We start from the raw sequence: 15488 nt of genomic DNA on the forward strand, positions 1-15488 counted from the left end.
TAAATATGGCAAAAAATCGTATTTGACGAAGTGTCCCTTCTACCGAAGTGCAAAATTAGCCAAAATCCCTTCGATAACCATATCTGAAAAAGAAAACCTCTATGCTTTTTCTTTTTCAGAACCTTTGAAATGTGTAAATTGTAAAAGAGATACAGAAAGATAACAATCTGATATAATGTTTGTTTTCCATTAAAACAGAACTAATTGTCCGTTTAATTCTAGCAAAAACCTTTTATCGATACTATGAAAAAACACCTTACTATCTTCATCTCTTCCTTTCGGGTTTTTCCTATTGTTAGGAATAATTTCTGGCGTATTGGCCTTGGGCTTCTTTGTATGCTTTGTTGTTTGGTGAACTTTTCAGTTTGGGCTCAATTGGATAAGGTGAATGATGTAGAGTATATCAAAGAATATGGCAAAACGAAGGACTGGTCGGTAATTCCGCTGAAAGAAAGAGGCGCATTGGTGGTTCTTGATAATGCTGAAATATTTGGTAGAAATAGTCAATGGGAGTTTTACAGAATAGATTCTACGCTCAGAGAGCTGTGGAATACAAAGTATATACCACCTGTAAGAATGGAAAACCTGTTGACCTATTCAAATGCCGACTATATGTATTTTCTATTTGCCGAGGCAGAGGCCGATGATTTTGTCATTACGCGTGTCAACTTGAGTTTGGGCGAAATAGATGAATTTAAAGGAAAATTAGTAGGCCTGCGAACCATTAGTCATTTTAAAGTTTTAGGAAACTCAGCCTATTTTGCAGGTACTTATTTTGACAAACCAGTAGTTATATCATTTGCTTTTTTTAACGCTACTACAAAAGTTTTATCAGGAATATACGACAAAAATGTAACGATTAATTCTTTGGAGATTGATGAAATACGTAACGAAGTCAACGTGATCATCAATGAAAGAAGGAAAGGCATTTGCAGTATGTCTTTACTATCTTATTCATATATGGGTGATTTGCTGAGAACCAATCATGTGCCTTTAGAAGATCAGAAAAATGTCAATTTTGTCAGCGGAAGGCTCCTCCCTGTATCAGAGCAAGAAACAATTTTGGTAGGCAACTTTTCTACCAATTGCAGTAATTATTCGAGAGGCTTGTATCTGACTCATTTTGAAAATGGCGAGCAAACAGGAACGACCATGATTGATTTTTCTGAGTTGAGTAATTTTTTTGGATACTTATCTCCCAAACGTCAGCAAAAACTAAAAGAAAAAATAGCGAAGAAGAAGACAGAGGGCAAGGAAACCAACTTTAGTTATTTGTTACAAGTACATGATTTGATTAAAACAGAAAAAGGCGCATTGGTATTGGCAGAGGTCTATTATTATTCTCCAAACAATAACAATACCCTAGGAATGTACAATTATGCTCCCATAAGTATTGCCCAAGCTCAACGTATGCGAGCTAGAGCAGGACGTTATCGTTATACGCACGCCATTGTTTGCGAGTTTACAAAGGATGGGAAAGTACTTTGGGACGATGCCGTTTCATTAGGTTCTCTTGAAGGGAGTGGTTTGGTGGAGCAAGTACAAGTGTCTCAGTACAAAGGCGATTGGATAACGACCTATTTGGAGAAAGGAAAATTGAATCTTCAAAATCTACACAATGGAAAAGGTTCTTCAGACAAAGAATTGTTTGAAATAAAGTCAGATATTGAAAACCGTCGTATCGACGAAGAGGCCGAAGTGGCAGCTTGGTACGATAAGTATTTTTTGATTTGGGGAACACGTCAAGTACCTGCCAGAAGTGACAATGCTATGGGGTCGGAAGTACTTTATATTCGTAAAATGGCCTATGCGCCACAACAATCTAGCCCAACTAGTCAAAAATGATATAGGGTATCCTTTTATGAAAATCCTCGAAGAAGGATAGAATGTTGTATCTTTGCGTGAAAATTGAAAAAACAAAAGTTTTGGAACACCGTTTTCCAGAAAATACTTTGTGCGAATAGCAATAGTTTCTTTGCTAAGACTAATATTTAAAACAATGGTAGAATTATATAGAGAGGCATTGACACATTTGAAGAAAGGTGATACTTTGCTTTACCCATCTGATACAATCTGGGGATTAGGTTGCGATGCACGTAACGAAAAAGCTGTAGAGAAAATTTTGTCAATTAAGCATCGTCCTGCAAATAAGGCATTTATCGTGCTTATTTCAAAAATCGAACAGCTTTCAGAATATCTAGTTGAAGTACCCGAAATTGCTTGGAATTTGGTTGAGTTTGCTGAAAAACCCTTAACAGTCATTTATCCTAAAGGTAAAAACTTAGCGCCAAACTTGATGGGTCCAGATGGCAGTGTTGCTATTCGTTTGGTAAAGGATGAATTCTGTAAAGGTTTGGTGCATCGTATGGAAAGAGCGATTGTCTCTACTTCGGCGAACATTTCAGGACAACCAAGTCCAACACAGTTTTCAGACATTGACCAGTCAATTATCGACAATGTAGATTATATTCTTAAAAATCCTAAAGGTGAAAACCTAAACGCCCAACCTTCTCAGATTGTTAAAATTGGGATGTACGGAGAGTTTGAGTTTATTAGAAAATAGCAATATTTCACGATTGCCCGTTTACCATACTTGTATTGAGTTTAAGAAATGGTAAACCCCAATTAGTCGAGTACGAAGGATTATAAAAACTATTTATTGCTGATATCGGATGTTGGATTTCGGAAGTGTAAGTTGCTATATTTTGTAAAAAACAAAGGTATTTTACTTTATTTCCGAGATCAGAAACCCCAAATCTGCAATAGTCTCAAATCCTTTATACAGGACTAAAGCCCAACAGACCATTGACTCAAAGCGAATACTTTGTTCAATTGTCATCAGAGAATGAAAAGAAGGGAGCTATAGCTTCAGAGTCTTTTACAAAACAATTGTATGAATTTTACAGAAACTTTAAATAATAACCCCATTTTCCAATTAGTAGCGGATTCGGCACAACAGCTGAATGTTCGAGCCTTTGTGGTTGGTGGATTTGTTCGTGATTTAATTTTAAATCGTCCTTCCAAAGACATTGATATTGTGTGCGTTGGTTCGGGAATAGAATTGGCTGAATTAGTAGCCAAAAATTCTGGACGTGAAGATACGTACTTGTCTGTATTCAAAAATTTTGGAACGGCAATGATTCGTATTGATGATTGGGAAGTCGAGTTTGTAGGAGCAAGAAAAGAGTCATATCGTAGCGATTCCCGCAAACCAATTGTGGAGGATGGAACTTTGGAAGACGATCAAAATCGTAGAGATTTTACCATCAATGCGATGGCTATATCCTTGAACAAGAGTGATTTTGGACAATTGTTAGATCCATTTGATGGTGTTTCTGACTTGAGAAGAAAAATTGTTAAAACACCACTCGAGCCAGGCATTACTTTCTCTGATGATCCTTTGAGAATGATGCGTGCGGTTCGTTTTGCAACGCAATTAAACTTCGACATTCACCCTGATACTTTCGATGCTTTGTTGTCGATGAAAGATCGTATTTCGATTATTTCGAAAGAACGTATTACCGAAGAATTGAATAAGATTATTCTTTCGAAAGTACCTTCTTATGGGTTTAAATTATTAGATTCTTGCGGTTTGTTGCAACTGATCTTCCCTGAGTTCTGTCTATTAAAAGGAGTAGAAACAGAGGAGGGTAAAGGGCATAAAGATAATTTTTACCATACCTTACAAGTACTGGACAATGTTGCCAAAAAATCTGACGACTTGTGGACTCGCTGGGCGGCTATTTTGCATGATATTGCCAAGCCTGCCACCAAGCGTTTTGATAAGAAAAAAGGATGGACTTTTCATGGGCATGAGGAGTTGGGCGCCAAAATGGTAAAGCCAATTTTTACGAATATGCGATTGCCTCTCAACGAGAAAATGCGTTATGTAAAAAACTTGGTTCGTTTGCATTTACGCCCCATTGCTTTATCCAAAGAAACCATCACTGACTCTGCGTTGAGGAGGTTACTTTTTGAAGCAGGTGAAAATTTGGAAGGACTCATGATTTTATGTCGCGCAGATATTACTTCTAAAAATGGAGAAAAAGTAAAGCGCTACCTTCGTAATTTTGACATAGTTGAAGTGAAACTCAAAGAGGTGGAGGAAAGCGATAGACTGCGTAATTTTCAACCTGTTATTACTGGCGAAATCATTATGGAAACTTTCGGGCTAACCCCTTCAAAAGAAGTTGGTATTATCAAAATTGCTGTTCGAGAAGCTATTATCGAAGGGCAAATCGAAAATACGATGGAGTCAGGAATGCCATTTATTATTGAAGAGGGACGTAAACTAGGTTTGACACCCAAATTGTAGTATCTATTACAAGCTTTAGGCAATCTTAGCTATTTTGCCTAAAGCTATTTTATATTTCATAGCCGTATTTCACTTCCACACATCGTTCATTCGAACAAATCCTTGAATCTTCTGAATTATAGGCCACGTATTTAAACAAATTCCTTGCTCCATGAAGACCTCCAGATTGTGGATTTTCTTGCTATTGTTACTATTTCCCTGTTATGTTTGGGGACAAATGACTATTTTGCATCCTATCAATCGTTTGATTTTACAACGGAATTTATCTAACCAAGCCGATTTGGTGATTACAGGATATACCAATGCTGCTGCTACTAAAATCGAGTATCAATTAGTCGAAATAGGTAAGCCTGCCAAAGGCTGGAATATCCTTGCCACTAATGTTTTGAATCATGAATTTTCTGGAAAAGTAAAAGTAAATGCAGGTTTTTATGACTTGTATGTACGTGCTTGGGTCAATAATACGATTATCGACGAAAAGATTATCGAGCAGATCGGAGTGGGAGAGGTATTCGTGATTGCGGGGCAGTCTAACGCTATGGGCGTGCAGGGTTTGGGTTCTAAGGATGCTTCAGAAAAAGTAATTGTGATTAACGATTTGAATAAATATTTGGATGAGAAAGATAACCTCACAATTGCTCCCAACACGCCCATGGTGATGCACAAAATGGAAAGGGCTTTAGCCAATACCAATATGTATCCATCGGGAGAGTCGGCATGGTTGTGGGGTGAGTTGGCAGACAAAATCGTTCAGAAATATCAAGTTCCTGTTTTTTTATTAAACTGTGGTTGGGCTGCTGCTACTTCCGAAAACTGGAGTAAGTCAGCAAATGGAGAATTGGCTTTTAATCAGTATGTCAACAAAAATTGGCCAAACCAGCAGCCTTATGCTAATTTTAAAAATACCTTACAATATTTGGCTTCTCATACTGGGCTTCGAGCCGTTTTGTGGATGCAAGGTGAATCAGATGCTTCTCATAATCAGACTTCTGCACAAAATTATGAATCTAATGTAAAGAATGTAATTGAAAAATCTCGTCAAGCTTTTGGCTATAATATGCCTTGGTCAATTGCCCGCTCAACAGTTTCGAGCCGTAATGAATGGGCAGATTTGGTTATTAAAGGACAGAATGCAATTCTTAAAAATGTACCTAATACTTTTGCTGGACCCGAAACAGATACTATTCAAAATCCTAGACCTATTGCTCACGGGCATTTAGAAAATATCAAAAATGGTATTCAGGGATTAACACTAGCTGCTACAGCATGGATGCGCACGATGGATACAACTTTTTTCAAAAAGGCTGTTCCATATCAACCTCAAGCCACTTTAGTGCCTCGATTATTACCAACACATCTACCATTCGGACGAAATTTTGCGGTTTATTTTCAGGGAAGTACTAGTCAGAATAAGACCTATCGAGTAGAACTATTGGATAAAGATGGAAAATTTGTAGCACAGGTTGGACAAGGAACCAATAGCCCTGTGACTATCAATATTCAGAATGTGTCACCTCTTGAGGTGTATCGTCTCAGAATTGTTTCTGAAGCACCTTTTTTGCAAAGTACACTTTCCAATACGTTTACTTTGTCAGGTAGCTGGACTCCTTTAAATCAATTTACATTGGTTGAAAAGACAGATTCGTTGCATTTGAGTTGGTCGTATGTCGAAGCTTATGCACCTACCAAAATCACGGTTCAATACAGTAATAATCAGCAGAATTTTACAGATGTGTACATCGAAAATGCCAATAGCACTTTAGAGGGAAAATGGTCTGTGATTCGACCGAAAGAAGTATTTGCTTATTACAGATTAAAACTGACACTTGCCGATGGGTCGGTTGTGTACACTGATACAAAGTTGGTGATTGATTATTCACAAGTTTTGGGTGTCGAGAACCCTAGTGTATCGGTAAAAATCTTTCCGAATCCTGCCAGTACTTTTCTCACGATTCAGGGAGTAAATGAGGTGAAGCAACTACAAGTATTTTCCAGTAATGGACAAGAAATTATTGATATTAAATCGAATAGAGTAGGGGAAGAATATTGGGTAGAGTTTCCTGAAACGCTTCAAAATGGTGCTTATTTTTTGAAATTACAATTACCCAATAATCAAATTATATTTAGCAAAGTGTTGATAATGAAGTAAGTGGTTGGATTTTTGAGTAATGAATTTGTAGTGTACAAAGGATTAGAAAAACTATTTATTTGGGATTTCTGATTTTGGAAGTATGTGCTTCTATTTTTCCGCAATCAGAAATCCCAAATCCGCAATAGTTAGAAAGTCCTAACTCATAATTCTTTTTACTTTAATCTTATTTTTTGCCTCTCACAGCACGAGCAATCATATCCCATTTTTCGTCTGGTACTTCGTTCAAGGCCGAAAATTCACCTGCGCCCATCAGCCACTCACCTCCATCAATCGTAATAACTTCGCCATTGATATATGACGAGAAATCAGACATCAGAAATGCCGCCAAATTAGCTAATTCTTGATGATCGCCCACTCGTTTGAGAGGAATACGGCTTGCTGGGTCAAACTTTTTAGCAAGGTCATGTCCCATAGCTTCGGCAGGAAATAGTCTTTCCCATGCCCCCTCTGTTGGAAACGGACCTGGAGCGATGGCATTGAATCGGATACCATATTTGTAGCCCCATTCAACCGCCAAGGAACGTGTCAATGCTAACACACCTGCTTTGGCTGTCGCTGATGGAACAACATAACCAGAACCAGTCCAAGAATAAGTTGTCACAATACTCATGACAGTTCCTTTAATGTTGTTTTCTATCCAATATTTACCAAATGCCAAGCTAAAGTTATAAGTGCCCTTCAACACAATGTCTACTACCACATCAAAGGCTTTGTGCGTAAGTCGTTCGGTTGGACTAATAAAATTTCCTGCGGCATTATTGACCAAGCCTTCCACACTACCAAAGTGCTCAATTGCTGTTTTGAGTACATTTTCTACCTCGTCGTAGTTACGCGCATCACAAGCAACTGGAAGGATTTTGCCACCCGTAAGTTCTTCTAATTCTTTGGCTGTGGCTTCCAATACAGGGAGTTTGCGGGAGGCAATAACTACATTTGCTCCTAATTCTAGAAAGTATTTCGACATAGATTTTCCTAGTCCAGTACCTCCTCCTGTCACTACAATGGTCTTACCTTGTAAGGCTCCGTCTCTTAGCATTGGTTGGTTAAACATAGCTATTTTAGTTTAAAGATTTAAAAGCAAAACAGGTGATTAAAATACCTTATGCTATATTTTATGTCTCCTTCTTGACTTTATTTTACTATATTTTTTGAAAGTAAAATTCTATTATAAAGCAATTTGGGATAAATAAAATTATTATGCAAGCATACTAATTAGGAATTTTTGAAAAAGTTAAAAGAATCAAAGAAGAAACGAATAATATAATAATTAAGAAAGAATAAAAACCACAAAAAAAGCCCTACAATCATTTGTAGGGCTTTTTTATATAGAATTCGGAGAGCTTTGGGTGGATTATTTACCAGCTACCAAAGTTACGTCCAAGTTGAATACATCGTCGATAGCTTTGTCACCGATAGATTCGAAGAATTTCTTAGAACCATATTTGATGTTGAAGTCTGTACGGTCAACTGGGATTTTAGCAGTTGCAGTTACTTTACCAGCAGCAGAAGTAATTGTAGCAGGGAAAGTGATAGATTTTGTGATACCGTGCAAAGTCAAATCACCAGTGATGTTTGAACCAGCAACTTTAGTGATTTTGAAAGTAGCAGTTGGGAATTTTTCTACTTCGAAGAAATCACCTGTAGTGATGTGGCTGATGAATTTTTGATTGTAACCAGCGTCAGTGATATCAGTACAAACGATAGATTTCATATCGATTGTGAAAGTACCACCAGTTACTTTACCTTTAGCTACAGAAAGAGATCCGTTGCTGATGCTGATAAATCCTTCGTGCTGACCAGTTACTTTTTTAGCCAACCAGTGGATTTTAGAACCTTTAGTATCTACTGCCAAACCTTCAGCAGCTTTTTTAGGAGCGTTACCAGCGATAGCTGTACTCAATACCGTTGCAGATACAAATAAACTTGCGATGAATTTAATTGCTTTCATTTGATTGAAAAATAATTTTAGTGAATATTAATAATAAGGAGTTTAATACAATTCAGAAAATACCGATTATTCAGCTGAGCCTCTGAGTTTGTCTAAAAGATGACTTAATGTAAGCGCTTCTTCTGGCGTTAGCTTATGAAGTGCTGCTTCCCATTCAGATTGTTGATTGTCTAATTCTGCTAACAAGTCCAAACCTTTGTCTGTGATGATAACATCTACCTGACGACGGTCATGTGGACACTCTTTACGGATTACTAAATCTTTCAGAATAAGCTTATCAACTAATCTTGAGGCATTTGACATTTTATCGAGCATACGCTCAATGATACCACATACCGTAATAGGATTTGGATGCTGTCCTCTCAGAATTCTCAAAACATTATATTGCTGCAACGTTACATCGTAACGTTTCAATAAATCACTTTGTAATGAACAAAGCCAGTTGTTGGTATACATAATATTCACAACGGCCTTGGTATAAGGTGATTTGAATGCTTTTTGCTGTATGTCTTGTTCGATACTCATAATTTGATAGTGCAAATTTAATGTAAAAACATTTGATGTCAATACATTAAAATGTTAATTTTTTGTTAATGTTAATTAGTAGTCTGAAAATCAATAAGTTAATTTGTGTATTTTTTTCTGATTAAATAAAATATAGAGGTTTTCGTGATAGATTTTCCTAAAAATGGCACCAAATCATTCAAGGTAACTCAGTTTCATTCGCCACTCACATACCTTTTAGTTGCCAATGAAGCATCTTCTTGGAGTTTTTGAAGTAGGGTTTCCAATTGTTCAAGTTCTGTTTGACTCATTTGAATGCTTTGTGATTCCCAAACCTCAATTAGATCATTGAGTTCATTGGTTACGTCCAAGCCTTCTTCTGTAATAAGTACTTCTACAACCCGTTTGTCAGTAGGCGATTTTCTTCTTTCGACAAAACCTTTCTGCTCAAGTTTATCTACCAATCTCGAAACATTAGACATTTGGTCTCTCATATTTTCGATAATCGTATTGATACAGAGTGGGGTAGGATAAGAGAGCTGTAAAATTTTTAGAACGCTATATTGTTGTTCGCTCAGCGAATAGGGTTTTATAATTTGACTAAATTCCGACACTAACCAGTTATTGGTAAACATCATGTTTACGGTTAGTTTTTGGTAAGGATTTGCAAAAGATTTTTGCTTAATATCTTTTTCAATAGACATAATTTTAAATTTAATGTGTACGGACCTAGCTTTGAGAAGATTATAATGATGCAAAGTATTAACAAGAGTAGCGAATACTCTTCCGAAAATGTCCATTAACGTGGATTTTTGTACAATTATAAATGGTAATCTTTCTGCAAGAAGCCAGAGCTTTACATCAAGTTAAGAGAAGTATTCAAAGGAGGTGGTTAATTGATTGCAAATATACTCAATTATCGGAAGGGCACGATTTCTGGTGCCGAAATATCAAAGTCTTTGAGGCGATAATTGTATGTATCACTAAAAGAAGCATTGAGTACTCCTATGTTAGGCAAGTTGGGGAAATAGGTAAATTTGAGTTGAAAAGTATTGAACGTTAGGTTCTCGTTTCGCAGTCTTATTCCCAAACCTATCCCAGTGTAGGGATATTTGGTAAATAAAAATTGATTTCTAGGGGTAACAAAAGCCATATCTAATTGAAAAAATGGCGCTAAGCGAAATCCCACAAAATTGACCTTTGAGAACCAAACCGCTTGATAACCCAGAGCAAGTTTTTTATTACCCCAAAGTTGATCGCTGTTGATGCCCAAAATTCCATTTTCACCATTGATATTGAGATATTCTCCTGTGTAGCGCTGCACACCAAACGCATATTTGAGATTGATAAAATGGCGTAATTTGGCTTTTGGAAGTGTATATAATCTTGAAAAATAATTAGATTCGATACTTACTCCTGCCGTGCCATTGGTATAAGCACCCGCATTGAGTAAGGCATATAGATAGCCAGAATTATTGAGATATTGTCCTCTTGCCAGTTTGATCCCCGAATAAAAGCGATTACCAAAGGCATCCGAATATTCTTTTCCTGCCACAAATGTCGCTAAATACCCATAGGGTACGTCTTCTGTTATCCCGAAACCATAAATTAAAAAATCCCGTTTGTAGCGTCTATTCGAAAAGCCAATGCCGACTAAATATTGTTCTTGGTTGCGAAAAAGCTGGTTGGTATCTGCTGTGACAATGGGACGTTGGGTGTAATTGATACTGGTAAATCTTAGTCCAACAATAAAGCGGGTACGAGCTTGATTTTCTGGACTTAAAAAAGGGAGTTTGTAAGAACGAGCTAACCAAAAATCTACATAATTCTTTACCGTTGGGAAATACAAAGGTAAGGTGTCATTTTGCATGAGTGTTCGAGCATCATATCCTCTCGTGGTAACTCGCAAATCTCGGTCATGACTCATTTCAAAACCTCCTGCCATTTTCATTTCAGGCGTTAGAAATGGTCTGAAAAAACGCAAGGCATAGCGATTGGTTTGTCTGCGAAAAGACAAATCCAATTGTCCTGTAATAAAGGAACGACCAATATATGGAATGGTATAGGTGGTGGCATATTCGAGTTTGGGTGATTCTTTTTGGTTGATATAAAAAGTATTTCGCCACGAATGTCCCAGTCCTCGAAAGTTTACTTGATTGATACTCAAATCATAACGGTCAAAACCTCCAAAATTGACATCAGGAATCAATGACCAAATATCTTGTGTGATTACCAACAAGTCGACCAAGTTGGGATATTGCTCATCGGGTATTACCAAAATCCGAGCATCGTGTAATATGGTACTGTTACGCATTACACGCTCGTTGTCACGAAGTCGGTCGGCATCGATGATATCGCCAGTATGAAATAATAGGAAGGATTTTCGGATAATACTTTCTCTAGTATTGGTGTGTAGTGCGCTAAAAAACTTTTCAAATCCTTGCGCTTTGCGAGCGGTATCATTGACACTTTCGCCAAATACTCGAAGAGTTTTGACATAAATTTTACGAACAACTCTGCCCTCAAACTCTTGAAAAGGATTTTCCTCAATTTTTACAACCTCCTGACCTGCTGAGTTTTGATTGTATACATCCTTGAAGAGCGCATGATAAATTTCGTTGAGCACGCGATTTTTTGAAAATCTTTTTTTCAAATTAGAATAAAGTAGACTATCCTCTTTGTTCTTTTTTACCTGATAATCTTCAGGAATGAAGGCTTGAATAGAATCTTTTTGTTGGGCCTGAGCAGATATTGGCGCAAATAATAGCCAAAAGGTCATTGAAACCAGTGCGACAATTTCACTCAGGCTCATGTTCCTACAAGGTTTTGTGGGTATAATTGGCTTATTTTGTAGAAATTTGCATATCATATCTAAACAAAAATACGAAAACTCTCAGAATGCTAACATTAAATTATCCACTTGTTTTAGCGTCAAATTCGCCACGTCGACAACAATTGCTTAAAGATGCGGGCTTTGAATTTAGTGTCAAGGTAAAACCAACAGATGAGGATTTCCCTGATACGATGCCTGCGCCTGAAGTTCCTGTATTTTTGGCAAAAAAGAAAGCTTTGGCATTTCAGCAAGAAATCGACAACCAAATTATATTAACTGCCGACACAATTGTGGTAGTCGATGGTTTGATTTTGAATAAACCACAAGACAAAGCCGAGGCTAAGTGGATGTTACAAAAGCTTTCGGGACGCAAACACCAAGTAATTACAGGTGTATGTGTAATGACAAAAGATTCAATCGAAAGTTACAGCGACACGACAGAGGTATTTTTCAGAGAATTAACGGACGCTGAAATTGATTATTATATTGAAAATTGCAAACCTTTCGACAAGGCTGGAAGCTATGGTGTACAAGATTTTGTAGGCATGGTCGGTATTCCTCGCATCGAAGGTTCTTATTTTACTGTTATGGGTTTACCTGTGCATATCGTGTACGATGCCCTCAAGAAATTTTGTGAGTTGTGATTTAAGGAATTGTAATGAGTGAAAAGGCCATATAATTCACCATTCATCATTCAGCCATTTACCACTCACTCAGCCATTAAATTACCAAATACAACACATGCTTCATTCAAGAAATAAACATCAAGAAAGATATGATATGGAGGCACTTATGAAGGTGTCACCAGAGTTAAAACCTTTTGTATTTATCAATCAATATGGGAGTCAAACCATCGACTTTGCCAATCCTGCTGCGGTAAAGTTGTTGAATAAAGCCATTTTGAAAGCTTTTTACAAAATTGATTATTGGGATATTCCCTTACATTATCTTTGTCCGCCTATTCCAGGCCGTGCAGACTATTTGCATTACACCGCCGATTTATTAGCTGAAGCCAACAATGGTCAAATTCCTATGGGTAAGGATATCAAAATTCTTGATGTTGGGGTAGGAGCTAATTGCGTTTATCCTATCATTGGCCATGCTGAGTACGGATGGCGTTTTGTTGGTTCGGAGGTCGATAAAACAGCCATGAAGTCGGCTCAAAATATTGTTATTACTAATCAGAATCTCAAAAATAACGTGGATGTTCGTTTACAAAATCGCCCCGATCAGATTCTGGAAGGTATTATTCGTATGCAAGAATTATTCGATTTGGTGATTTGTAATCCTCCTTTTCATGCCTCTGCTGAAGAGGCTTCTGCGAGTTCTATTCGTAAACAACAGAATCTTACGGGTAAAAAAGTGCAAAATGCTTCACTCAATTTTGGTGGACAAAGTCGTGAGCTTTGGTGTGATGGTGGTGAACTAAAGTTTATTTGGCAAATGATTCAAGAAAGTAAAGTTTTTGCAAAAAACTGTCTTTGGTTTTCTTCTTTAGTTTCGAAAAAAGATAATCTAAAAAGTTTGTACAAAGCCCTCGACAAAACAGATGTTACCAATTATCACATTATCGAAATGTCACATGGTCAGAAAATAAGCCGTATTTTGGTTTGGACATATTTTTCAGAAGAAGAAAGAAAAACTTGGGCAAAAGCTAGATTTGGGAATAAATGAGTAATGAGTTAGTGGGTAAAATAAAATTTAAGATTAGGCTTTCAGGTATCAGCTTTCGGCGGTGGGCCTTGTAAAAAAGCATGGCTGTGGTTATAAAAAAACATTTTAACACTCTTTGCCTTATGCCTGTTGCCTAAAACACAAAACTTAAATTTTAATTTGCCCAAACCATAGAAGTTTATTGAGTAATCATCAAAGAAAAGTCATCTCGAATATTGGGGTAATGATTATTCTCCAAATTTTTATCAAAAAAGCGGTCGAARTCGAAAACATATGGTTCGACCGCTTTTTTGATATTACCATACTAGATTTTACTTGGCTTTAGATGCAATCATTGCGTCTCAACTGATGGAAAATAATTTCTTACCTAATCACTCACTCGATACATTCGAGAAACCTTTACTAAACCTAAATATCTGATCTTCAAAAAAAGAATTTTAGGACTAGGTGTGAATCAATACTTCGTGTACTTCACATATAGAGGAGAAAATCTCCTTATCTTTACGAGTTCCATTTTTCTTTATCTCAAACTTATTTCATTTATTATGTTCAAAAAACTATTTGCACTAAGCTTTTTGCTTAGTATCTCCCTTGTGGGCTTGGCTCAGACGCAAAAGCCTCTTTCAAAAGAAGATAGTCTCCTCAAAGTTTACCGAAAAATTGCTGATACTGGCGATGCCATTGAGCTCAAGAAAGTAGATACGGAAATTGCTCGTTTACTAAAATCTTCCGAAGAAAAAGATTTTACCTTTGCCATTCGTGTGGCGTATTCTATCAAACAAAGTTCTCTAGCTGATTCCATTAACAAATTGGCTGTTCAGAAATTCCCAACTGGAAAAGCAGCGTTAAACGCGGCATACAACTTGGTTATTCAGGCGCCACAAGAAGTAAAAGCTAAATTGGAAGCTTATAAAACATTCCTTAAAAAGTTTCCTGAACCTGCCGAAAAAGCGGATATTGTTTACGACTATGCACGTTCTGAGATAGCCTCTACCTATGCCAAAGCAGGCGATGCCGTAAATAATGCGTTGTGGTTGTCCAAAATAAAAACACAATCCTATAGAGGGGTTGCTCAGACTTCTAATTCGCAAATGTTTTTGCAAAAAGGCGATTTCGTAACTGCTGAAAAACTAGCTTTTGAAGGATTACAGAACGCTAAGGCTTCTTTGGAAAACAATCCAAATCCTAATGCTAAAAATGACTACTATTACTACTTGCAAAACTATGCAGGTCTACTTTATAAAATCAAAAAGTATGATGAAGCACTGAAATACATCAACGAACTTCGTAGCAATCTTGAAGGAAATAAGGTAAACCAAACCAACGAGATTTATGCTCTTATTTTGACGGGAACAGGCAAAGGTAAAGAAGCATTACCTATGTTGGCTGAACTCGTGAAGACAGGTAAAGGTAGCAATGAGGTGGCTGTGGCGATAAAGGAGGCTTATATTCAGACCAATGGAAAAAGTGATGGTTTTGAAAAATACTTGAGTTCATTGCATACCGACATGAAAAAAAGTATTCAAGCAAAATTGGCAAAAGAATTGATTTCTCAACCAGCTCCAGCCTTTTCATTGGTTGATTTGGATGGAAATAAGGTGTCATTAGCTGAGCTAAAAGGCAAAGTGGTTATTTTGGATTTCTGGGCTACTTGGTGTGGACCATGCAAAAAGTCATTTCCTGCGATGCAAAAAGCTTTAGACAAGTACAAATCTGATCCAAACGTGCGCTTTTTGTTTATAGATACTTGGGAACGTATTCCTGAGCCTAAAAAAGCAGTTCAAGCATTTATTACGGATAATAAATATACATTCTCAGTATTGCTTGACGATAAAAATACCAAGGTGGTGGACAAGTTTGGTATCGTAGGTATTCCAACGAAATTTATCATTGATGGAAAAGGAAACATCCGTTACAAATTGATTGGTTTTGAAGGTTCGGACGAAGCAGCTGTAGAAGAAATTTCTTATATGATTGAAAGCGTAAGATTGTAGTTTTACTCTTTCAAGTTCATAGTCCTAACTGGTTCAAGTCTTTGACTTGAACCAGTTTTTTTATATAG

12 protein-coding genes are annotated in these 15488 nt (G+C 37.0%); 7 read left to right on the forward strand and 5 right to left on the reverse strand.

Annotation, left to right across the window (positions count from 1 at the left end):
* Positions 1-243 precede the first annotated feature (243 nt).
* The 4 genes from BWI92_RS01425 (at position 244) to BWI92_RS01440 (ending at position 6464) form a co-directional block, all read left to right on the forward strand.
* Positions 244-1845, forward strand: coding sequence for a hypothetical protein (locus BWI92_RS01425; RefSeq protein ID WP_095160339.1), 1602 nt, complete (start codon positions 244-246; stop codon positions 1843-1845).
* Between the two features lie 154 nt (positions 1846-1999).
* Complete coding sequence (locus BWI92_RS01430) at positions 2000-2563, forward strand: L-threonylcarbamoyladenylate synthase (RefSeq protein ID WP_095160340.1); 564 nt, start codon at positions 2000-2002, stop codon at positions 2561-2563.
* Between the two features lie 330 nt (positions 2564-2893).
* Entirely contained in the window at positions 2894-4315 is a 1422-nt protein-coding gene (locus tag BWI92_RS01435; RefSeq protein WP_095160341.1) for a CCA tRNA nucleotidyltransferase, read from the forward strand.
* Between the two features lie 151 nt (positions 4316-4466).
* A complete protein-coding gene (locus tag BWI92_RS01440; protein ID WP_095160342.1) occupies positions 4467-6464 on the forward strand; it encodes a sialate O-acetylesterase in 1998 nt (665 codons plus the stop codon).
* A gap of 166 nt (positions 6465-6630) precedes the next feature.
* Here BWI92_RS01440 and BWI92_RS01445 read toward each other — a convergent pair whose 3' ends face one another.
* The 5 genes from BWI92_RS01445 to BWI92_RS01465 all read right to left on the reverse strand — a co-directional run bounded on the left by BWI92_RS01445 (position 6631) and on the right by BWI92_RS01465 (position 11731).
* On the reverse strand, positions 6631-7518 hold the full coding sequence (locus tag BWI92_RS01445) for an SDR family oxidoreductase (RefSeq protein ID WP_229242205.1): 888 nt from the start codon (positions 7516-7518) through the stop codon (positions 6631-6633).
* Between the two features lie 300 nt (positions 7519-7818).
* Positions 7819-8415, reverse strand: a complete 597-nt coding sequence (locus tag BWI92_RS01450; protein ID WP_095160343.1) for a YceI family protein — start codon at positions 8413-8415, stop codon at positions 7819-7821.
* Positions 8416-8481: 66 nt separating this feature from the next.
* Positions 8482-8940: a MarR family winged helix-turn-helix transcriptional regulator gene (locus BWI92_RS01455; protein ID WP_095160344.1), complete on the reverse strand. Its 459-nt coding sequence runs from the start codon at positions 8938-8940 to the stop codon at positions 8482-8484.
* A 194-nt stretch (positions 8941-9134) separates the two neighbouring features.
* Complete coding sequence (locus BWI92_RS01460) at positions 9135-9623, reverse strand: MarR family winged helix-turn-helix transcriptional regulator (protein WP_176464331.1); 489 nt, start codon at positions 9621-9623, stop codon at positions 9135-9137.
* Between the two features lie 212 nt (positions 9624-9835).
* A complete protein-coding gene (locus tag BWI92_RS01465; protein ID WP_095160346.1) occupies positions 9836-11731 on the reverse strand; it encodes a hypothetical protein in 1896 nt (631 codons plus the stop codon).
* Positions 11732-11817: 86 nt separating this feature from the next.
* Between BWI92_RS01465 and BWI92_RS01470 the strand changes: the two genes are divergently transcribed.
* The 3 genes from BWI92_RS01470 to BWI92_RS01480 all read left to right on the forward strand — a co-directional run bounded on the left by BWI92_RS01470 (position 11818) and on the right by BWI92_RS01480 (position 15420).
* A complete protein-coding gene (locus BWI92_RS01470) occupies positions 11818-12396 on the forward strand; it encodes a Maf family nucleotide pyrophosphatase (protein WP_095160347.1) in 579 nt (192 codons plus the stop codon).
* Positions 12397-12493: 97 nt separating this feature from the next.
* On the forward strand, positions 12494-13426 hold the full coding sequence (gene rlmF, locus BWI92_RS01475) for a 23S rRNA (adenine(1618)-N(6))-methyltransferase RlmF (protein WP_095160348.1): 933 nt from the start codon (positions 12494-12496) through the stop codon (positions 13424-13426).
* 545 nt (positions 13427-13971) lie between these two features.
* Positions 13972-15420 carry a TlpA disulfide reductase family protein gene (locus BWI92_RS01480; RefSeq protein WP_095160349.1) on the forward strand — a complete coding sequence of 483 codons (1449 nt, stop codon included), beginning with the start codon at positions 13972-13974 and terminating at the stop codon, positions 15418-15420.
* Positions 15421-15488: the final 68 nt, after the last annotated feature.

It is taken from the genome of Flectobacillus sp. BAB-3569 (genome assembly GCF_002270355.1).
Classification (GTDB): domain Bacteria; phylum Bacteroidota; class Bacteroidia; order Cytophagales; family Spirosomataceae; genus Flectobacillus; species Flectobacillus roseus.